Origin of the sequence: Allomuricauda sp. F6463D, assembly GCF_023015965.1 — a bacterium.
Taxonomy (GTDB): domain Bacteria; phylum Bacteroidota; class Bacteroidia; order Flavobacteriales; family Flavobacteriaceae; genus Flagellimonas.
In genome coordinates this window covers 910,383-931,773 of the sequence record NZ_JALKAN010000002.1, presented here as the reverse complement: position 1 = coordinate 931,773, position 21,391 = coordinate 910,383, and the positions used below count along the sequence as shown (strand labels likewise).

General features: G+C 38.4%; 21 protein-coding genes. 12 read left to right on the top strand and 9 right to left on the bottom strand.

Annotated elements, in window-relative coordinates; all coding sequences use genetic code 11:
* Positions 1 to 135 precede the first annotated feature (135 nt).
* The 3 genes from MWU56_RS12650 to MWU56_RS12640 all read left to right on the top strand — a co-directional run bounded on the left by MWU56_RS12650 (position 136) and on the right by MWU56_RS12640 (position 1,968).
* Entirely contained in the window at positions 136 to 447 is a 312-nt protein-coding gene (locus MWU56_RS12650) for a T9SS type A sorting domain-containing protein (protein ID WP_247044898.1), read from the top strand.
* 147 nt (positions 448 to 594) lie between these two features.
* On the top strand, positions 595 to 918 hold the full coding sequence (locus MWU56_RS12645) for a T9SS type A sorting domain-containing protein (RefSeq protein WP_247044897.1): 324 nt from the start codon (positions 595 to 597) through the stop codon (positions 916 to 918).
* A gap of 63 nt (positions 919 to 981) precedes the next feature.
* On the top strand, positions 982 to 1,968 hold the full coding sequence (locus tag MWU56_RS12640; RefSeq protein ID WP_247044896.1) for an acyl transferase: 987 nt from the start codon (positions 982 to 984) through the stop codon (positions 1,966 to 1,968).
* 1 nt (position 1,969) lies between these two features.
* Here MWU56_RS12640 and tyrS read toward each other — a convergent pair whose 3' ends face one another.
* The gene (tyrS, locus tag MWU56_RS12635; RefSeq protein WP_247044895.1) at positions 1,970 to 3,265 is read right to left on the bottom strand and encodes a tyrosine--tRNA ligase; all 1,296 of its coding nucleotides are present in this window, start codon (positions 3,263 to 3,265) and stop codon (positions 1,970 to 1,972) included.
* An 85-nt stretch (positions 3,266 to 3,350) separates the two neighbouring features.
* Between tyrS and MWU56_RS12630 the strand changes: the two genes are divergently transcribed.
* Positions 3,351 to 4,355: an NAD-dependent epimerase/dehydratase family protein gene (locus tag MWU56_RS12630; RefSeq protein WP_247044894.1), complete on the top strand. Its 1,005-nt coding sequence runs from the start codon at positions 3,351 to 3,353 to the stop codon at positions 4,353 to 4,355.
* Here the strand turns inward: MWU56_RS12630 and MWU56_RS12625 are convergent.
* The 3 genes from MWU56_RS12625 to MWU56_RS12615 are packed head-to-tail and all read right to left on the bottom strand — an operon-like array spanning position 4,339 to position 6,848.
* Positions 4,339 to 4,779: a DUF4296 domain-containing protein gene (locus MWU56_RS12625; protein ID WP_247044893.1), complete on the bottom strand. Its 441-nt coding sequence runs from the start codon at positions 4,777 to 4,779 to the stop codon at positions 4,339 to 4,341. The genes MWU56_RS12630 and MWU56_RS12625 overlap by 17 nt on opposite strands.
* 3 nt (positions 4,780 to 4,782) lie before the next feature.
* A complete protein-coding gene (locus tag MWU56_RS12620; RefSeq protein WP_247044891.1) occupies positions 4,783 to 6,117 on the bottom strand; it encodes a dihydroorotase in 1,335 nt (444 codons plus the stop codon).
* Between the two features lie 2 nt (positions 6,118 to 6,119).
* Positions 6,120 to 6,848 carry a polyprenol monophosphomannose synthase gene (locus MWU56_RS12615; RefSeq protein ID WP_247044889.1) on the bottom strand — a complete coding sequence of 243 codons (729 nt, stop codon included), beginning with the start codon at positions 6,846 to 6,848 and terminating at the stop codon, positions 6,120 to 6,122.
* 122 nt (positions 6,849 to 6,970) lie between these two features.
* Here MWU56_RS12615 and MWU56_RS12610 point away from each other — a divergent pair, with 122 nt between their 5' ends.
* The 3 genes from MWU56_RS12610 to MWU56_RS12600 are packed head-to-tail and all read left to right on the top strand — an operon-like array spanning position 6,971 to position 10,035.
* Positions 6,971 to 8,626: a glycosyltransferase family 39 protein gene (locus tag MWU56_RS12610; protein WP_247044887.1), complete on the top strand. Its 1,656-nt coding sequence runs from the start codon at positions 6,971 to 6,973 to the stop codon at positions 8,624 to 8,626.
* The gene (locus MWU56_RS12605; protein WP_247044886.1) at positions 8,626 to 9,282 is read left to right on the top strand and encodes a DUF4271 domain-containing protein; all 657 of its coding nucleotides are present in this window, start codon (positions 8,626 to 8,628) and stop codon (positions 9,280 to 9,282) included. Before MWU56_RS12610 ends, MWU56_RS12605 begins: the two co-directional genes overlap by 1 nt.
* A gap of 6 nt (positions 9,283 to 9,288) precedes the next feature.
* Positions 9,289 to 10,035, top strand: coding sequence for a uroporphyrinogen-III synthase (locus tag MWU56_RS12600; protein ID WP_247044885.1), 747 nt, complete (start codon positions 9,289 to 9,291; stop codon positions 10,033 to 10,035).
* A gap of 61 nt (positions 10,036 to 10,096) precedes the next feature.
* Here the strand turns inward: MWU56_RS12600 and pckA are convergent, their stop codons facing one another.
* Both pckA and MWU56_RS12590 read right to left on the bottom strand, forming a co-directional pair.
* The gene (pckA, locus tag MWU56_RS12595) at positions 10,097 to 11,713 is read right to left on the bottom strand and encodes a phosphoenolpyruvate carboxykinase (ATP) (RefSeq protein WP_247044884.1); all 1,617 of its coding nucleotides are present in this window, start codon (positions 11,711 to 11,713) and stop codon (positions 10,097 to 10,099) included.
* 65 nt (positions 11,714 to 11,778) lie between these two features.
* Complete coding sequence (locus MWU56_RS12590) at positions 11,779 to 12,171, bottom strand: DUF423 domain-containing protein (RefSeq protein ID WP_247044883.1); 393 nt, start codon at positions 12,169 to 12,171, stop codon at positions 11,779 to 11,781.
* Between the two features lie 78 nt (positions 12,172 to 12,249).
* Here MWU56_RS12590 and MWU56_RS12585 point away from each other — a divergent pair, with 78 nt between their 5' ends.
* From MWU56_RS12585 to MWU56_RS12570, 4 genes are all read left to right on the top strand, one after another.
* Positions 12,250 to 13,623 (top strand): saccharopine dehydrogenase family protein, encoded by a 1,374-nt coding sequence (locus MWU56_RS12585; protein WP_247044882.1) that lies wholly within the window; start codon positions 12,250 to 12,252, stop codon positions 13,621 to 13,623.
* A 49-nt stretch (positions 13,624 to 13,672) separates the two neighbouring features.
* Positions 13,673 to 14,143 (top strand): Lrp/AsnC ligand binding domain-containing protein, encoded by a 471-nt coding sequence (locus MWU56_RS12580; protein WP_247044881.1) that lies wholly within the window; start codon positions 13,673 to 13,675, stop codon positions 14,141 to 14,143.
* Between the two features lie 171 nt (positions 14,144 to 14,314).
* The gene (locus tag MWU56_RS12575) at positions 14,315 to 14,503 is read left to right on the top strand and encodes a hypothetical protein (protein WP_247044878.1); all 189 of its coding nucleotides are present in this window, start codon (positions 14,315 to 14,317) and stop codon (positions 14,501 to 14,503) included.
* Between the two features lie 109 nt (positions 14,504 to 14,612).
* Positions 14,613 to 15,131, top strand: coding sequence for a ferritin (locus MWU56_RS12570; RefSeq protein ID WP_247044876.1), 519 nt, complete (start codon positions 14,613 to 14,615; stop codon positions 15,129 to 15,131).
* A gap of 183 nt (positions 15,132 to 15,314) precedes the next feature.
* On the opposite strand, the gene MWU56_RS12565 is transcribed toward MWU56_RS12570, so the two are convergent.
* From MWU56_RS12565 to leuS, 3 genes are all read right to left on the bottom strand, one after another.
* On the bottom strand, positions 15,315 to 16,016 hold the full coding sequence (locus tag MWU56_RS12565; RefSeq protein WP_247044874.1) for a zinc metallopeptidase: 702 nt from the start codon (positions 16,014 to 16,016) through the stop codon (positions 15,315 to 15,317).
* Between the two features lie 97 nt (positions 16,017 to 16,113).
* A complete protein-coding gene (ald, locus tag MWU56_RS12560) occupies positions 16,114 to 17,214 on the bottom strand; it encodes an alanine dehydrogenase (protein WP_247044873.1) in 1,101 nt (366 codons plus the stop codon).
* A gap of 390 nt (positions 17,215 to 17,604) precedes the next feature.
* Positions 17,605 to 20,418 carry a leucine--tRNA ligase gene (gene leuS, locus MWU56_RS12555; protein WP_247044871.1) on the bottom strand — a complete coding sequence of 938 codons (2,814 nt, stop codon included), beginning with the start codon at positions 20,416 to 20,418 and terminating at the stop codon, positions 17,605 to 17,607.
* A gap of 89 nt (positions 20,419 to 20,507) precedes the next feature.
* Here leuS and MWU56_RS12550 point away from each other — a divergent pair, with 89 nt between their 5' ends.
* A complete protein-coding gene (locus MWU56_RS12550; RefSeq protein ID WP_247044869.1) occupies positions 20,508 to 21,386 on the top strand; it encodes a cell division protein FtsX in 879 nt (292 codons plus the stop codon).
* Positions 21,387 to 21,391 lie beyond the last annotated feature (5 nt).

Below are 21,391 nucleotides of genomic sequence, written 5' to 3'. Positions count from 1 at the left end.
ATTTAATTAAAAGTCCCCGAAATGGGGACTTTTCTTTGCATTTCATCGAAAAGTAAACCTCTATTTGTCAAATGGTTCCACTTTCGCATTGCAATTTTTATATATTTGTGGCATATCGTTTGCAACCATTAACGTATGAAGCACTTTTACCTTGTCATTTTATTATTTATCTGTACACTTGGGTTTTCTCAACAAAACGCGAAGTCAAGTGCCGATATTGACGGGTTTAAGCTGTATCCCAATCCAGTTACACAAGGCAAGGTTTTTATAGAGACTACACAAAATGCACCGAAGAAAATCCTCGTTTTTGATGTTTTAGGAACAAAAGTGCTTGAAACAACCATTTTAGGAAAGGAACTCAACCTTGTTGAATTTGACAAAGGCGTCTACATTCTTAGGGTTTTTGAACATAACAAAGTAGCCACTAGAAAGCTCATTGTGAAGTAGTTCACTCCTTTTTATTTCCATTTTTAATTTACTAAACAACAGCATTCAACGCTTTACAACCTATTTTAGTGTTTTCACAACATAATATGGTAAACTTTGGACTGTTTACCTACTTTTATATTGCACGTATACCCCAAATCTGCATTTATGAAGAAATTTTACTTTGTTTTACTTATGGCTTTACCTTTACTTTCTTTTGGTCAAGATCTGGTTACTGTAAACAATGAGCCATTACAACAGCTCAAAGGCTTTAAAATGTATCCCAATCCTGCTTATGGCAGTGAGGTATATATTACGACCGAGACAAACGGAACCAAACAAATAAAGGTATATGATGTTTTTGGAGAAGTTGTACTGACCAATAGAATCACTACAAATACTTTGGACATATCCAGATTAGTCCCTGGTGTTTATGTACTCCAAGTATCAGAACAGAAAAAAACAATGACCCGAAAACTGGTCGTAAAATAACAGCATATTTTTAAAGCCCTTTTCTCGAAGGGCTTTTTTATTTTTGGGTACTTTTACCCACGAATGAAACAGTTTGACACCCATCGGATTTTCAATCTAAACAATGCCAAAGAATTTGATGATTTAGCTTTGGATGTTTTTCGTTTTCAGTATGAGGGCAATCCCGTTTACAGGACTTTTTGTGATTACCTAAAAAAAACTCCCGAAAATATTTCCAAATATTGGGACATTCCTTTTTTGCCTATTTCATTCTTTAAAACACATAAGGTACTTTCCTACCAGAAAATACCTGAAACCATATTCACAAGTAGTGGCACCACACAGAGCACAACTAGTAAACATTATGTTCCTTACCTCCAATTATATGAGGAAAGTTTTTTGAAAGCTTTCAAGGCTTTTTACGGCTCCCCAAGAGAATTTTGCATCTTGGCGCTTTTACCTTCATACTTGGAAAGAGAAGGCTCTTCTTTGATTTACATGGTAGATAAACTCATTCAAGAATCCAGACATCCGGACAGTGGGTTTTACCTCAACAATCTTGGAGAACTTCATCAAAAATTAAAAAAACTCGATAAAGCAGGAACCAAGACACTTTTAATTGGAGTTTCCTTTGCCTTATTGGATTTGGCAGAACAATTCCCAATGGAACTAAAAAATACCATTGTTATGGAAACAGGAGGTATGAAGGGGCGTCGCAAAGAACTTATTCGTGAGGAATTACACCAAATCTTGAAAAAGGGGTTGGGCGTACCTAAAATTCATTCTGAATATGGAATGACAGAACTTCTATCCCAGGCTTATTCTTTGGGCGATGGGATTTTTAAAACACCTCCTTGGATGAAAATAATCACTCGGGATACTGAAGACCCGCTTTCCATTCAAGCCGATAAAAAAACGGGGGGGATCAACGTTATTGACCTAGCCAACATCTATTCCTGTTCCTTTATCGCGACGCAAGATTTGGGCAAAACCTATCCAAATGGAACTTTTGAAGTCTTGGGCCGCTTTGATGATTCCGACATCAGAGGATGTAATTTGATGGTTTTGTAAACTATGCTACCACGAGAACGAAATAGTTTTTCTTACCGCGTTGGAGCAACACAAATTTTTCGTTGATCAAATCTGAAGTAGTTATCAGGTAGTCTTCCTTTACTTTCTCCTTGTTCACAGAAATGGAATTTTGCTTTAGTTCCCTTCTCGCCTCACCATTGGAACCCAAAAATCTGGACTTTGCCGCCAATGCCCCGATCATATCCAAGCCTGACTCTAATTCCTCTCTATTTATTGTTGCTTGGGGAACACCATCAAAAACATCCAAAAATGTTTTTTCATTCAATTGTTTGAGGTCTTCGGAAGTTGATTTTCCAAACAGAATATTACTTGCCTTTATGGCGTTATCCAAATCTTCTTGGGAATGCACCATAATGGTAACCTCCTCGGCCAATTTTTTTTGAAGTGCCCTTGCATGAGGTGCTTCTTTATGTTCCGATACCAAATTTTCAACTTCCTCTTTGTTCAAAAAGGTGAAAATCTTAATGTATTTCTCGGCATCTTCATCGGATGTGTTCAACCAATACTGATAAAATTTATAAGGAGAGGTCCGTTCAGTATCCAACCAAACATTACCGCCTTCGGTTTTTCCGAATTTAGTCCCATCCGCTTTTGTAATTAAGGGACACGTTAAGGCATAGCCCTTTCCTCCGCCAATTCTTCTAATCAGCTCCGTACCTGTAGTAATATTTCCCCACTGGTCACTACCTCCCATCTGTAGGCTACAATTATGGTTTTGATAGAGGTATAAAAAATCATATCCTTGAACCAACTGATAGGTGAATTCCGTAAAGGACATCCCTTCTTTTGCATCGGAAGAAAGACGCTTTTTCACAGAATCCTTTGCCATCATATAGTTAACGGTAATGTGTTTGCCAACATCACGTATAAACTCCAAGAACGAAAAGTTCTTCATCCAATCGTAATTGTTCACCAAAACTGCCGCATTAGCTTCACCACTCTCAAAATCCAAAAAACGGCTCAACTGTTCTTTTAATGCTTCTTGGTTATGACGCAACGTTTTTTCATCCAAAAGGTTTCGTTCCGCTGATTTACCGGATGGATCACCGATCATTCCCGTTGCACCACCAACAAGGGCATAGGGTTTATGACCCGCCAATTGAAAATGCTTGAGCATCATTACACCAACCAAATGGCCAATGTGCAAGGAATCGGCCGTTGGGTCAATCCCAACATACGCGGAACGCATTTCTTCCATCAAATGTTCTTCGGCTCCTGGCATTACATCATGTACCATTCCCCTCCATTGTAATTCTTGAACAAAATTCTTCGTCATGATCAGTTTTTAGCAATAGCTGCAAATATAAAATGAAGTTGGCATTTCGCTGAATATTTCCGGTACAAATAGGTATTTTTACAGTATGATTTTGGTTACGGGAGGTACTGGACTGATCGGTTCCCACTTACTTTTCCATTTATTAAGCAATGGGAGCAAGGTCAGGAGCAATTTTAGAACAAAGGAATCTATAGAAAAAGTCCAAAAAGTTTTTGGATATTACTCGGACAATGCATCCCATTTGATCAAGCAAATTGATTGGGTATATGCCGACATTACGGAACCCGGTGATTTGGAATCACTCTTTACGGGAATTGAACAAGTATACCATTGTGCCGCCTTGATTTCTTTTGATCCGAAAGATTATAAAATTTTGGAGCGTACCAATGTCGAGGGTACTGCCAATGTTGTGAACCTCTGTTTAAAATTCGGCATTCAGAAACTGTGTTATGTAAGTTCCATCGCAGCAATTGCACCGAACATAAAGCAACAAGAGATAACGGAAGAAAATGAATGGAACGAAGCCAAGGCTTCTGTCTACGGGATTACCAAATATGAAGCTGAACTGGAGGTGTGGCGCGGCTCACAAGAAGGGCTTTCCATAGTGATAATAAATCCGGGAGTTATTATTGGACCAGGATTCTGGAAATCGGGCAGTGGAACCTTTTTTACTTATGCTTCCAAAGAAAAAAAATATTTTATTCCCGGAGGCACTGGATTTGTAACCATAACCGATGTTATAAATGCCATGACCGCATTAATGAAATCCGACATCCATACAGAACGTTTTATTCTGGTCAATCAAAATATGACCTACAAGCAATTGTTACAGATAATAGCACCAAAATTGGGTGTAGAGCCGCCAACAAAAAAAGTTTCAAAATTTATGTTGGAATGCTTTTGGCGATGGGATTGGGTGCGAAGTTATATTTTTGGTAAGAGAAGAAAGTTATCCAAAGTTATGGCAAGAGGATTATATCGTCAAGAAAACTATAGTAGTCAAAAAATAAAATCTGAACTGGATTTTACTTTTGATGACCTCGAAAAATCTATAGCATTCTGCTGTAATAAATTTATGGAGAAGGATTAGTTTCTTTCTTTTTCGTCTCTTGAATTGCCTTTAAAGAATCACTTCGTTTTAAATTCGCTTCACGTACACTGTCGTTCCTCCGCTTTTCCATGGCTTCCAAAGTGTCCTTTTTTTGTTTTATTTTGGCTTCCACCCCTTCATAAATCGATTGATATTCCAATGGCATTGATGCATAATAAAGGTCACTTTGCGAAAACTGAGTGCTATCTATATTATACTTTTTGAACAAAAATTCCATAAGATCTACACCAGAATCTTCAAACTTTCTGTTTGCAGATGATTTTACAGCATTCAAAATAGCTAAATCATGCAGAATTTCGGTCATTTTTTCCTTTGGAATCAAGTTTTCCGGTTCTTCCACTACTTTTTCAGCACAGGAAAAAAACATCAAAATAACCAGAAAAAAAAGGGTTGTATATTTCATCTTCTAACGGTTGAAGGTGAGTCTTTTTGCATTTTTAACCGCACTGAATTCACCATTTTCATAAGCTAGGTGGCCATTTACAAAGGTGCGTTTTACTTGAGAATCAAAAGTAACACCTTCAAATGGAGACCAACCACATTTATAGAGAATATTGGCTTTTTTAACCTCTTCTTTAGAGTTTCGATTCACCTGGACCAAATCGGCATAATGGCCTTCACGAATAAATCCACGCCTATCTATATCAAAAAGTTTTGCCGGATTGTGACACATTTTCTCGACCATCTTTTCCAAGGTAATCATCCCTTCTTGTTCTTTTTGGAGCATCGCTAATAATGCATGTTGCACCAAAGGTCCTCCAGAAGGCGCTTTAGTGTATACGTTGTTCTTTTCTTCGATTGTATGTGGGGCATGGTCGGTAGCCACAACATCAATACGGTCATCTAAAAGGGCTTCCCATAGTTTTTTCCTGTCATTTTTAGTCTTAACGGCTGGGTTCCATTTAATTAGTGTGCCTTTTTTATCATAATCTTCATCAGAAAACCAAAGGTGATGGATACATACCTCCGCCGTAATCATTTTTTCCTCCAAAGGAATTTCATTCGTGAACAAATCGGTTTCAATACCTGTGGAAACATGGAATACATGCAAACGAGCCCCTGTTTTTTTGGCAAGGGCAATAGCTTTTGAAGAAGAAAGATAGCAGGCTTCCGCGCTACGGATTATGGGATGCATTGCTATGGGGATATCGTCTCCATACATCTCCTTGTACTTTTCCATATTGGCCCTAATAGTCCCTTCATCTTCACAATGTGCAGAAATCACCATCTCTGTATTGCTAAAAATCTGTTCCAATACTTTCTCGTTGTCCACCAACATATTTCCTGTAGAAGAGCCTAAGAACAATTTTACTCCAGAACATGCATTTTTGTCCAAACGTTTTAATTCTTCCAAATTATCATTGGTGCCACCAAAAAGAAAAGAGTAATTCGCATAAGAATCCTCTGCCGCCATGGCAAATTTGTCTTCCAATTTCTTAATGGTTGTGGTCTGTGGATTTGTATTTGGCTGCTCCATAAAAGTGGTGATACCTCCTGCTATGGCCGCTCTACTTTCGGTAGCAACAGTACCTTTGTGCGTAAGTCCTGGTTCCCTAAAATGCACTTGGTCATCTATAATGCCCGGCAACAAAAGATCCCCGTTCAAATCTATGGTCTTGGCGTTGGCATCGGATATATCGGTATCGATACGGTAAATAAAATCACCTTCCAAAAGTATATCGGATTCAATAATGCTGTTCTCATTTACAATCCTAGCATTCTTCAACAGTGTTTTTGACATAACTAAAAGGTCTTTTTAAAAAATATGCTTCTAAACTTCATGGCAATCACCCCAAAAATGGCCTCCCTAATTATGGCTGAGTTCATTTTTGATTTTCCATTTACCCTATCCGTAAAAATAATTGACACCTCTTCAATCTTAAATTTTTTAAGATAGGCCCTATATTTCATTTCAATTTGAAAAGCATATCCGATAAACCGAACATTGTCCAAATTGATGGTTTCCAATACTTTTCTTTTATAACAGACAAATCCCGCTGTGGGGTCATGCACTCTCATCCCTGTAATAAGTTTTACATAGAATGATGCGCCATAAGAAAGTAGAATTCTGGCCAATGGCCAGTTTACCACATTTACCCCTTTTTTATATCTGGAGCCAACAGCAAGATCGGCTCCATTAAGGCATGCCCTGTGCAAACGTGAAAGATCGGCTGGACGGTGCGAAAAATCCGCGTCCATCTCAAAAATATACTCATATCCGTTTTTCAAGGCCCACTTAAAACCGTGTATATATGCTGTCCCCAATCCGGATTTTTCTTTTCGGACTTCTAAAAAAAGTCTTTCGGGAAACTCGTTTTGTAGATTCCTTACACAATCCGCTGTACCATCGGGAGAGTTATCATCTACTACCAGAACATGAAAATCCTTCTTAAGATCAAAAACCGTTCTAACTATGGCCTCGATATTTTCGATTTCATTGAATGTGGGTATAATGACCAAGCCGTCTGCCATTCGCACTAAATTAGAATGTCAAAAATACGGTTTTCTATCTTGCCTACACAAGTTGCTCTAAACAGGACGAATTGGTACTTGTGCATTATTTGTAACTTTGCCCTTTTAAAAATCTCATTTTGATGTCTCAAAAGTTTCCCAAGCTTTTTTTTATACTCTTAGCGATACTTTTTGCGCTCAATCTATTCCAAGCATCGGTTACTGAGCTCATTTTTGATGAAGCCTACTATTGGTACTATGCTCAGAATATGGCATGGGGTTATTTTGACCATCCATCGATGGTAGCGCTGTTAATTAAGATAAGTAGCTTCTTTTTCGATGGAGAGCTTGGAGTCAGGTTTATGAGTGCTGTGCTTTCCGCAGGCACCTATATGTTACTCTGGTCGTTGATCGATAATCCAAAGAAAAGGGAGTATGTTGTCCATTTTTTCTTATTGGTTTTCTCTTTTACCTTGCTGAACGCCTATGGATTTTTAACACTACCCGATACTTCTCTGCTGTTTTTTACGGCATTGTTCCTATGGCTGTACAAACGTTTTCTTGTCGACCCAAGTATATGGATTACACTATTACTAGGGGTGGTAATGGCTGCTTTAATGTACAGCAAGTACCACGCAGTGTTGGTGATTCTATTTGTGTTCCTTTCCAACTACAAGCTTATTTTCAACAAAAAAGCATGGTTGGCAGTGATATTAGCTCTCGTTTGTTATATCCCGCATTTTATATGGCTTTATCAAAACGACTTTGTTTCGATAACCTTCCATTTATACGAGCGGCCAAACCAAGCTTATTCTTTTGATCAGTTTACCTTGGGGTATTTCTTGAACCTTATTGCAATTATAGGTCTTTTGTTTTTCTGGATCTATAGAGCTTTTTTTAAGTTTAAGCCTCAAGATAAGTTCTCCAAGGCATTGGTGTATCTGGTTTATGGGGTGTTGATCTTCTTTTTTATCTCCAGTTTTAACCGTAGGGTGCAAGCACAATGGGCCATTGTAATATCGATACCCTTGGTCATCATTGCATTTGAACATCTTTTACAAAATGCTAAAAGCAGAAAATGGATGTACCGAATCGGTATAGTAAGCCTTGTGCTTCTAATGTATGCAAGAGCTTGGTTGATATATTATCCTTTGTTTCCAATGAAGTATGAAACGCATGGCAACAAAGAATGGGCAAGTGACCTTAAATCAAAATCCGGTAATGTGCCGGTTATTTTCGAAAACTCATACCGACGTGCTCCCATGTATGAGTTCTACGCTGGTGTCCCTGCCATATCATTGAACAATTATATGTACCGGAAGAACCAGTATTCGATAGATGATTCAGAAGAAAGAGTTAGGGGAGAAAAAGTTTTATATGTTTCCAAATACAAAAAAAGCGGGGTTATTAGCTATATAAACTTGGACAGCACTGTATTCTTTGGAAATTACATAGATAACTTTCAATCGTACAGAAAATTAAAATGTATTGTGGAAAAACAAGATGAGGGACTAGGATATTCCTTAAAAGTATATAACCCATATCCGTTTGATGTTCCACTGGAACAGCTGAAATATACAGTCTCTTACTCCAATAAGCACAAACAGGTCAAACAAATGCTTTCCTTAAAGGTCAAGAGCACCTTACCCCAAAGTACATTGTTAAAATCCAAGGATACAATGTACTATAATTTTGAGCTACCATTGTCCAAAATGGAAAAACCATCGTATTTTAGAATAGGTATTTCAGAAAACGACTTGCCACCCGGACTTAACGGCCAACCCATTAAAATAGAATAATGAACCCCATCGAAAAAACAATCATTTCCCTGGACTGGATTACAATTGCATTATTCCTGAGTTTGGTTGTTTTGGCATTGGGCAAATATTTATACCATAAGAAATTTTTAAATTTTATTATTCTACCTTTTAATGATAAGTACATCCTGTTACATAATAAGAAGGGGCAATTTTCGCATTGGTTCCATCTTTTATTGACCTTATTTCAATTGATCAATCTTTCCCTGTTCCTGTTCCTGATTCTAAAGGTATTTGAACTATTACCACAAGTGGATGCTCTCACCACTTATTTCATTCTATTGGGTTTATTGGCATTGTTCGAACTCATAAAATTCGTGCTTCAGATGTTTACGGGATATGTCTTTAACAACTTGGGGGTTGTTGGCAGTGTCATTTTTAGTAAAATGTCATATCTCAACTACAGCAGCATTTTGATCTGTATTTGCAACGTATTATTAATATACATTACAACCAACTCGAAAACAACGATATATATAGTTTTAATACTAGTTTTTCTTATAAATGCCATTGGAATTGTCAAGCTATTGAAGAACTATCAAAAAGCACTGTTCCCGTATTTTATGTATTTTATTTTGTACCTTTGCACACTCGAAATTGCACCCTTGGTGTTAATTGGGAGCTATCTAAAAGGTTGAAAACTTATGAAAGTAAAAACAATTTTGGTTTCCCAACCAGAACCAAAAGTCGAAAACTCACCTTACTCAAGATTAATTGAAAAAGAAAAAGTTAAAGTAGATTTTGTTCCTTTCATTCATGTTGAAGGTGTGGAAGCCAAAAACGTTAGGCAGCAAAAAATCGACTTGAACAACTTCACTGCAATTATTTTGACTAGCAGAAATTCCGTTGATCACTTTTTCAGGATTGCTGAGGAAATGCGCTTTAAAGTTCCTGATTCCATGAAATATTTTTGTCAGTCCGAGGCAGTAGCCTACTATCTACAAAAATATGTCGTGTACCGAAAGAGAAAAATTTATGTAGGTAAAAGAACTTTTAACGAATTGATTCCCTTGATTAAAAAATATAAGGATGAAAAGTTCTTGTTACCATCCTCCGATTCTTTAAAACCAGCAGTTCCAGAACAATTGGATGAGATAGGTGTGAATTGGGTTCGTGGTATCTTTTATAAAACCGTAATAAGTGACTTATCCAATCTAAGGGATGTATATTATGACATCTTGGTTTTCTTTAGCCCGTCCGGTATTGAATCCTTAATGAAAAATTTTCCGGATTTTGAACAAAACAATACCAGAATTGCTGTTTTTGGCAATAGTACGGTCAATGCTGCAACCCATGCTGGCCTTAGGATAGATATTCAGGCACCAACGCCTGAAACCCCTTCTATGACCATGGCATTACAGAAATATATCACTAGCGTTAATCATAAATAAAAAACGATCTAGTTAAAAAACAAGAAACGCCCTTGGTTATTTCCAAGGGCGTTTCTTGTTTTTAGAAAGTATACCTTTGTGGTCCTCCTCTGCGGATTTCTTCACTCGCATACGATTCAAACTTTTTAAAGTTCTCTCTAAAGGCATTCGTTAACTTAAATGCTGTTTTGTAATATGCTTCATCATTGTTCCAAGTAGTTCGCGGGCTTAACACTTCTGTGGGTACACCAGGACACTCCCTTGGCTGAGCAACTCCAAACACGGAATGGATATGATATTTTTCATAATTGTACAGGCCAAGCTCTCCGTTCAAGGCAGCACTGATCATGGCGCGTGTATATTTAAGCTTCATTCGGGTACCAACTCCGTAAGGTCCTCCTGTCCAGCCTGTATTCACCAACCAGACATCCACTCCGGACTCTTTCATTTTGTTGCTCAACATTTCTGCATATTTCGCAGGGTGAAGCGGCATAAAGGGTGCTCCAAAGCATGCCGAAAATGATGGTTGCGGTTCTACTACACCAGCCTCTGTACCCGCAACTTTAGCGGTATAACCAGAGATAAAATGATAGGCGGCCTGAGCTGGTGTCAGTTTCGAAATTGGAGGCAGCACTCCAAAAGCATCAGCAGTGAGAAAAAAGATATTCTTAACATTTTTTCCTATCGATGGCCGTTGTATATTTTCTATGTGATAAATGGGATAGCTTACCCTCGTGTTCTGGGTAATTGAAGTGTCCGCAAAATCGACTACTCCGTTTTCATCCATAATCACATTTTCCAAAATAGCGCCTTTTTTGATGGCGCCATATATCTCTGGTTCTTTTTCTTGGGATAGATCAATTACCTTGGCATAGCAACCTCCCTCAAAATTAAACACGGTGTTTTCCGGTGTCCAGCCATGTTCATCATCACCAATAAGTTTTCTATCAGGATCTGTAGACAATGTGGTCTTTCCTGTTCCAGAGAGACCAAAGAAAATAGCAGTATCCCCAGATTCTCCAACGTTGGCAGAACAGTGCATTGGCAAAGTGTTCTTATTTACAGGAAGAATAAAGTTCAATGCTGAAAATATTCCTTTCTTGATTTCTCCTGTATATCCTGTTCCTCCGATTAGTGCAATCTTTCTACTAAAGTTGAGAATTGCAAAATTGTGCTGGCGCGTACCATCAATTTTTGAATCTGCCATAAAACCAGGTGCATTGACAACCGTCCATTCAGCATCAAAATCCTTAAGTTCTTCATCCGTGGGACGCAAAAACATATTATAGGCAAACATATTGGACCAAGGATATTCGTTGATTACCCGAATATTCATTTTATACGCTGGATCGGCACAGGCATAACAATCTCTAACAAACAGTTCTTTTTTATTAAGATAATCGATGACTTTATCGTAGAGCTTATCAAACTTCTCGCTTTCGAAAGGAATATTTATGTCCCCCCACCATACTTTATCTGTTGTGATATCATCCTTAACGATAAAACGATCCATCGGTGACCGTCCGGTGAATTCACCTGTATTTACAGCTAAAGCACCTGAAGATGCCTTCTTCCCCATTCCCAACTCAATGGTGATATCATGAAGTTCGTCCGGTGTTAGTTGATAATTAACTTTGTTATGTGTTATCCCGTAAGGTTTTAACGAAATCGATTTCGTTCCTGAAGCAGAATCCTTCATTAGTGTAGTTTTAAATGTTGGTACAAAATTAAAAATTATTAGCTCTTTGCTCTTTTTAATTCTGCTTAATTACTCGCTTTTCTGGTTAAAATGTTATATCCCAAATAAAACCAACCTAAAATCATCAAAATACCTCCGATTGGTGTTAAAATTCCAAATATTCTAAAATCAAAGGTTGTTAAGCTGTTCAATGCTAACAGGTATATGGAAAAAGAGAATAAAAGCACTCCTAAAAGCACCAGAATAAAAATTGTTTTCTTTGTTTTTTCGGATATCCCAGACCATATTCCCAAAAACAGAAGAAAAAGCGCATGATACATTTGATATTTAACTCCTGTTTCAAAAGTATCAACTGCTTCTACATCTACTAATTTCTCCAATCCATGGGCTCCAAAAGCACCGAGCATGATCGCTAACATTCCCATTGTTGTTCCGATCCCTAAAATTGTTCTGTTCATAACTTTTTGTTGCTATTTTATTAAAAATATAACATTTTAATACCTTAGTGTCCGTTTAATCAAAAGTAAACAAAACACATGGTCCGTACTATTTTAGTTGTTGGAGCAGGTAAATCAACCTCATACCTTCTAAGTTATTTTCTTAAAAAAGCAAAAGAAGAACATATTCATCTCAGCATTGGTGACCTACATCCAGAGCATATTCCGGATGAATTTTCCCAGCATCCCAATTGCACTGTTTTTCACTTGGATATTTTTAATGAAGCCGATAGAAAAAAGGCTGTTTCGGAAGCATCAATTGTAGTTTCCATGTTACCAGCTCGTTTACACATAAATGTTGCACATGATTGCATAGAGTTTGAAAAGCATTTTATTACTGCTTCATATGTAAGTAAAGAACTAAAGGCCTTGGACGAAGAGGTAAAAAAGAAAGGGCTTGTTTTTATGAATGAAATTGGACTTGACCCTGGAATCGACCACATGAGCGCTATGGAGGTTATTGACAGAATTAGGGATAAAGGCGGCAAAATGTTGTTGTTCGAGTCCTTTACCGGTGGGTTGGTGGCGCCTGAAAGTGATACCAATCTGTGGCATTATAAATTTACATGGAACCCAAGAAATGTAGTTTTGGCAGGTCAAGGAGGTGCTGCAAAGTTTATACAAGAAGGAACCTATAAGTACATTCCATATCAAAAATTGTTCAGAAGAACAGAATTCATGGATATTGAAGGTTACGGTACTTTTGAAGCTTATGCCAACCGTGATTCTTTAAAATATCGTGAAGCCTATGGTCTTCAAGATGCATTGACATTATTTCGAGGAACCATGCGTAGGGTCGGTTTTTCCAAAGCTTGGCAAATGTTTGTTATTCTTGGCATGACAGATGACAGTTATACCATTGAAAATTCTGAAGGTATGACATATCGAGAATTTGCAAATCTTTTCCTCCCCTATTCTCCCACCGATTCCGTTGAACTAAAAATGAGATATTACCTCAAAATTGATCAAGACGATATTATGTGGGGTAAATTATTGGAGCTAAATCTTTTTGATGACTCGAAGAAAATTCCTTTAAAAAATGCAACCCCTGCACAAATGCTACAATATATTTTAGAAGATAACTGGACACTTAAAGAAAATGAAAAAGACATGATAGTGATGTACCACAAGTTTGGTTACGAATTAAATGGGGAAAAGAAGCAGATAGATGCCAATATGGTGGTTATCGGAGAAAACCGAACATACACGGCTATGTCCAAAACTGTAGGTCTTCCCGTAGCCATCGCAACATTGAAAATATTGAACGGTGAAATTAAAACTCCAGGTGTTCAAATTCCTATAAACAAGGAAGTGTACAAACCCATTTTATCCGAACTGCATACAAATGGTATCGAGTTCAAAGAATACCAAGTACCCTATTTAGGATATAATCCCGATTCAGTTGCCAGTTAATTTTTTAATGGATTTTCGATACCTTTAGCTTCAAATTAAAATCATTGTTGTGAAAAACAATAACAGTTCGGTCAAAATCGATGGGATTGATAAAAAAATCCTAAGGCATCTTATGGAAGATGCGCGTAAACCAATCCTCGAAATTGCTAGAAACATTGGGATTTCTGGAGCTGCTATACACCAAAGACTGCGCAAGTTGGAGAGTTCGGGTCTTTTGGCCGGGTCTAAATTCATAATCAATCCAAAGGTTTTGGGCTATTCAACAATGGCATACATCGGTATTTTTTTGGATAAGGCCATGACCAACCCAAGAGCGGTTAATCAATTAAAAGAAATACCAGAGGTATTGGAATGCCATTACACCACTGGAAATTGGTCTATCCTTATAAAAGTACTTTGTAGGGACAATGAACATTTAATGCAAGTATTGAATAAAAAAATTCAGCAAATAGAAGGGGTGTCCAGAACAGAAACTTTTATTTCATTAAATCAACAAATTGATCGTCAAATACAAATCTGATATTTGTATTGAATCTAAATAAGTATTACATTTGACCCCATGAATGTAATATTTCAGTCTTCATATTACACCTTATACCAATCCGCAAACAAGCGCTGTTTTTATATTGATTTCGGTCAAAAAACAGTAGACATGTCTTTGTGCCAATTGCTTTCTCTGCGACATAAAGTAATGAATATTGCCATCGAAGATCATTTTCATGGCGATTTGAACGCACACGGGTTTGAAGTTCTGTTGCTCTGCAACAAAAAACATCTATTTATTTTGAACACCCTGGAGATACTGGATCTTAAAAATCTAATAGATCAGAGTTTTATTTCCATGGGTCTTTCTGCAAAAACTGAAGCAGTAATCCAATAGGTCGGCTATTTTTATTCAATCTTAGTTACTTTCTAAATAAAGTATACCTCCTATCAAACCAGATAAAAATCTGTAACTTTATGGAACAATTACGCTAGAAGTTAATACTATGAAAGATATTGCAAGACAAAGTATGAGCATTAAAGTAGAATCTATGGATTTGCTCAACGGACAAATAAAAATAGAAGCCCATGCTTCTGCCACCTATTTGGCCATGGCTTCTTGGTGCGAGCAAAACGGCTTTTTTACCAGCGCCAAGTTCTTCTTTAAACAAGCAGAGGAAGAACGCGAACACATGATGAAGATTTTTAATTTTTTGGTAGATACTGGTGGAAATCCAATTTCTCCTGAAGTTACCAATATCAATCACGACTATTCTTCCATTGTCGATGTATTTGAATCTACCTTGGAGCATGAGGTAAAAGTGACAAAGTCTATTCACAACATTGTTAATGAGGCTAGAAAAGGAGGAGACATTGTAACTGAACGTTTCTTGGATTGGTTTGTAATGGAACAGGTTGAAGAGGAGAACACTGTCCGGGATATTTTGGATATGATAGAGGTAACGGGGACCGAAGGTGTTGGTCTTCAAATGATAGACAACCAAGTTGCCAAATGGATTGATTAAATAAATCCAATAACTGCAATCAAAAAGAGGTAGATTTTTATCAACCTGAACTTGTTTCAGGTTCTCATAGTGATTTTTTTATCAGTTTGATGAGATTCTGAAATGAATTCAGAATGACGACTTCAACACATACAATTAAAAAAGGGGCCAAAAGGCCCCTTTTCATATGTTTCAAAATTATGTTTAATCTCTTCCACCAAAAACTTGAACAGCCCAATAAAGCAAGGATGCCAAGGCTCCCAATGCAGCCACCAAGTATGTTCGTGCAGCCCATTTTAGTGCATCTTCGGCTCCTGAATATTCTTCTTGGGAAACCATGTTTTTTTGCTTTAACCAAACCAATGCCCTTTTACTTGCGTCGTATTCCACGGGAAGGGTTATAAAGCTGAACAAGGTTGCGAAGCCCATCATGATCAAACCGGCTACCGCAACATAAAATCCAATACCGCCTGCAACTCCTGTAGCAGCCATTAACATAATACCTCCAAACACCACCCATGTGGACATACCAGAGGTAACACTTACTACAGGTACCAACTTGGAACGCATGGTCAACCATTCATAAGCCTGAGCATGCTGCACAGCGTGTCCACACTCATGGGCAGCTACTGCGGCGGCGGAAGCATTACGTTGGTTGTACACGCCTTCACTAAGGTTTACGGTTTTATTTTTAGGATTGTAATGGTCAGTCAACATTCCAGGAGTGGAAATTACCTTTACATCTCTAATTCCATGATCATCGAGCATTTTCTGAGCAATCTCTGCCCCACTCATGCCATTACGCAAATGAACTTTAGAATATTTTTTGAATTTACTCTTCAATCGGTTGCTAACTAGCCAGCTGACCAATGCAATTCCTCCAATCAATAAATAATACGTCATCATAGCCTTTTCTCTTTTATATTATCATAAATATACCACATTAAAGCAAAAACCCCGCCAAATACTGGCAGGGTTATTTTACTGTCAAAATGTTAGTTTATTAGGCCATCACAGGCTCCAAGTGAAAAGTCTCGGCTATTTCTTTATAGACTATCTCTCCTTCAACCACATTCAAACCTTTTTCCAAAGATTTATCCAGTTTACAAGCGCTACTCCATCCAAGATTCGCCAATTTTAGCACATAGGGCAGTGTTACATTCGTCAAGGCAACTGTAGAAGTGTAAGGCACTGCCCCTGGCATATTGGCTACACAGTAATGGACAACATCATCTATGATGTATATAGGGTCTTCATGGGTTGTAGGCTTAGTGGTTTCAACGCATCCACCTTGATCTACCGCTACATCTACAATAACGGTTCCCGGGTGCATCTCCTTGAGCATGTCCCTTGAAATCAAGTTTGGTGCTTTTGCTCCTTTCAAAAGAACACCACCGATAATTAAATCATGTGATTGAATATGTTTTCTAATATTGAACTCGTTGGAAAAACCAGTCACCACATGACTGGGCATAATATCGTTCACATATCTGAGTCTTTTCATGTTTACGTCCAATATGGTAACATGGGCTCCTAATCCAGCTGCCATTTTTGCAGCCTGTATACCAACAGTACCAGCTCCGAGCACCAAGACCCTGCCTGGGGATACTCCGGGAACGCCGCCTAAAAGCACTCCTTTACCCTTTACAGGTTTCTCCAAATATTTAGCCCCTTGTTGAATTGCCATTCTCCCGGCAACTTCGGACATTGGGGTTAGCAAAGGCAAGGTTCCATCCTCATCCTCAACCGTTTCATAAGCTATACAGATTGCTTTGCTTTTGATCATTGCTTTGGTCAAGGCTTCACTGGAAGCAAAATGAAAATAGGTGAACACTATTTGACCTTCTTGAATTAAGTTGTATTCTTCTGCAATCGGTTCTTTCACTTTCACGATCATATCGCTCATGGCATACACCTGTCCAATGGTATCCAAAATAGTAGCACCTGCCTGTTGGTAGTCCTGATTAAAAAAACCACTTCTATCACCAGCGCCGGATTGTACATATACGGTGTGGTTGTTTTTTACCAATTCAAAAACCCCGGCAGGCGTCATGCCTACCCTGCTTTCGTTGTTCTTAATTTCTTTTGGTATTCCAACAGTCATTTTAACGTTTTTATGTTTCTGGGGTCAAAGTTGAACAAAAAATTTAAATTAAAACATAAAAATTCGATAAAAAATAGGGGTGAGGTGTCAAAATATATCTTTTTTAACGTTTTACCCCTATTTTTTGAGGGGGTCAATGTATTTTTTTAATATTATTTTAATTTTATACACTATTTTTAAAGGGGTATAATCTTTCAAAAACTAAAAAGCATGCCGATTGGCATGCTTTTTAGGGGTATTACTATAAAATCCTTATTAATTATTCTGTTTTTATCACAAAACAGAACTTTCTTCAAACTAAACTTGTGTCAGGTTCTCATTTACCTACTTGTTTACCTGATGAAATTCCGGAATAAATTCGGAATGAGGAGAAAAAACAGATTTTGAGAACTATCCGACGATATTCACGATTTTTCCGGGTACCACAATTACCTTTTTGGGAGTTCTGCCAGCCAATTGGGCTTGGGTTTTCTCATGGGCCAACACAGTAGCTTCAATTTCGTCCTTGCCCATATCCAATGGCAATTCCAGTTTAAATCGCATTTTACCGTTAAAGGATATTGGATATTCTTTGCTGCTCTCTACCAAATATGTTGAGTCAAATTTTGGAAAAGGAGCTTCGGCAATGGAACCATTATTCCCCAAACGTTCCCAAAGCTCTTCGGCTATATGAGGCGCATAAGGTGAAACCAAAACAGCGAGGAGTTCCAAAACAGCTTTACTGGTACATTTTTGAGATGTGAGTTCGTTTACACAAATCATAAAAGTAGAAACGGAAGTATTGAACGAGAAATTCTCGATATCTTCTTCCACCTTTTTAATGGTCTTGTGCAAGGTCTTTAAATTTTCAGCCGTAGGGTCTTTGTCTTCTATGTTGGTGTAAAGCTTCCACAATTTTTTAAGGAAGGAATGTACTCCAGTGATCCCTGCGGTGTTCCAAGGTTTGGATTGCTCCAACGGCCCTAGGAACATTTCATACAAACGAAGCGAATCCGCACCGTACTCCTCACAAATGGCATCAGGATTGACGACATTATATTTGGATTTGGACATTTTTTCTACTTCTCGACCAACAATGTACTTTCCGTCTTCAAGAATAAATTCTGCATCCTTATATTCAGGTTGCCATTCTTTGAAGGCCTTCACGTCCAATTCATCCGACGCATTCACCATAGAAACATCAGCATGGATAGGAACTACATTTTTACCTTCAATTAAACCTTTAGAATAGACCATACTAGAATCCAAATCTCTATACACAAAAGCACTCGTCCCGGTAATCATCCCTTGATTGATCAACTTTTGAGCAAATTCATCTTTGGGCACATACTCCATGTCAAACATAAACTTCTGCCAAAAACGAGAATACAACAAGTGACCAGTCGCGTGCTCGCTTCCTCCTATATATAAATCCACATCTTGCCAATAGTTGATGGCTTCCGGAGAGAATATCGCTTCATCATTGCGCGGGTCCATATACCTATTAAAGTATTGGGAACTTCCTGCCCAACCTGGCATGGTGTTCAACTCCAATGGAAATACATTTTTATTATCGATAAGCTCATTGCTAACTACTTCCGCCTTTAGGCGGTCCCAAGCCCAAACTGTTGCGTTGCCCAATGGCGGCTCACCTGTTTCGGTGGGGAGGTATTTTTCCACTTCGGGCAATTGCAAGGGCAAATGTTCCACGTCGATCATCTGCGGCATGCCGTCCGCATAATATACTGGAAACGGTTCGCCCCAATACCGCTGACGACTAAATACGGCATCACGCAAACGGTAGTTTACTTTACCTTGGCCATGTCCAATGTTTTCCAGTTCGGAAATGGCTTTTTTCATAGCCTCTTTATAAGGAAGGCCGTTTAGAAAATCAGAATTGGCAATTACTGTACCTTCCTTGTCGGCAAATGCCTCCTCGGAAATATCAACCCCTTCAAAAATATTGGGTATACCTATATTATAATGTTTTGCAAAATCGTAATCACGCTGGTCACCGCAAGGCACGGCCATTACTGCCCCTGTTCCATAACTGGCCAACACGTAGTCCCCAATCCAAATAGGAATAGGTTCTTTAGTAAACGGATGTTCTGCATAAGCTCCAGTAAACACTCCCGAAATGGTTTTTACATCGGCCATACGATCTCGTTCGGAACGTTTTGCCGTGGCATCCACATAAGCCTCCACCTCAGCTTTTTGTTCTGGGGTTGTAATTTTGGACACCAACTCGTGCTCGGGTGCCAGGGTCATAAAACTTACTCCAAATATGGTATCAGGTCGGGTGGTGAAAACCTCGATGGTATCTAGAGATTTCTCGCTATCGCTCGAAATGACATTAAACGTAACTTCAGCTCCAACGGAACGTCCAATCCAGTTAGTTTGAGAATCCTTGAGCGGTTGTGGCCAATCAATTTTATCTAAACCGTCCAATAGACGCTGTGCGTAGGCGGTAATCCGCATGCTCCATTGCGTCATTTTTTTACGCACAACCGGATGGCCACCTCTTTCGGAAACACCATTTGCGATTTCATCATTTGCCAAAACGGTTCCCAAAGCTGGGCACCAGTTTACTTCAGTATCCGCCAAATAGGTCAATCGATATTTTAAAAGTGTTTTTTGTTTTTCCTTTTCTGAATACCCGTTCCAATTGTCTGCACCAAAAATTGGCGTATCATCATCACAGGCAGCCTCGACACTTTTATTTCCTTCTTTTTCAAAAATGGAAACCAAGGTGGAAATACTTTCTGCCTTGTCCGTTTTTTTATTGTACCACGCATTGAACAATTGGATAAAGATCCATTGCGTCCATTTATAATATTGTGGGTTGGAAGTACGCACTTCACGACTCCAATCAAAAGAAAAACCAAGTTGATCTAATTGCTCCCGATACCGGTTGATATTGTTTTCCGTGGTTATAGCCGGGTGCTGTCCCGTTTGTATGGCATACTGCTCTGCTGGCAATCCAAAAGAATCGTATCCCATGGGGTGCAAAACATTAAAACCCTTGTGCCTTTTGTAACGCGAATAGATGTCCGTGGCAATGTAACCGAGTGGATGACCCACGTGCAAGCCAGCTCCCGATGGGTAGGGAAACATGGACAATGCATAGAATTTGGGTTTATCGGAATCGTTGGCTGCTTTAAAAGTTTCATTTTTTGCCCAATACTTCTGCCATTTGGCCTCAATCTCGCGGAAATCGTAATTCATTGTTAATCTTGTTCAATTTCGTGTGCAAAAATAGGTTTAATCCCCTAAATACAATTTACTTTTCTATTTTTACGTACTGATTCTATTATATGAGCCAATATATTGAACGATATCAGCGACGAAAACTGATTTCCTCTTACTTTTCCGTGGCTTTGAGCATTGCCTTGGTCCTATTTCTTTTAGGTGTTCTGGGTCTTTTGGTGCTAAACACCAAAAAACTGGCAGACCACTTTAAGGAGCAAATTACCATATCGGTGTTTTTAAAGGACAATGCCAAACCCATTGAGATAGACCAACTCCAAAAAAGCCTTGCCCTTGCAGAGCACACCAAATCTGCCGTATACATTTCAAAAGAAGATGCCGCGGAACAGTATAGCGAGGATATTGGTGAAAATTTTGAAGAGTTTTTGGGATATAATCCACTAAAAAATTCCATTGATGTTAATTTGAAAGCTGATTTTGTATCGTCTCAACAAATTGATGAGATTGCTGAAGAATTGGCAGCCAAAGCATATGTGGATGAAGTAAGCTATGACAAACCTTTGATTTCCCTGCTCAACAACAATGCAAGAAAAATTAGTTTATGGATATTGATCACAAGTGCCGTTTTTACAATAATCGCTGTTTTACTGATCAATAGCTCCATACGGTTGTCCATATATTCCAAAAGATTTATAATTAAAACCATGCAAATGGTTGGCGCCACCAAAACATTTATTCGAAGACCATTTATATGGACCAACATTAAATTAGGCATGGTCGGAGCCGTTGTTGCCTTAATGGGATTAGCCGTACTGGTCTACTATATTGACAAAAATTTCCCAGAACTGAGCTTGCTCCAAGACTATGTTGTACTCATTTTTTTATTCGCTGGCGTATTTGGTCTGGGTGTGATTATATCATGGGCAAGCACCCATTTTGCCACCCAACGCTTTTTAAACCTGAGAACGGATGATCTTTATTATTAACTTTG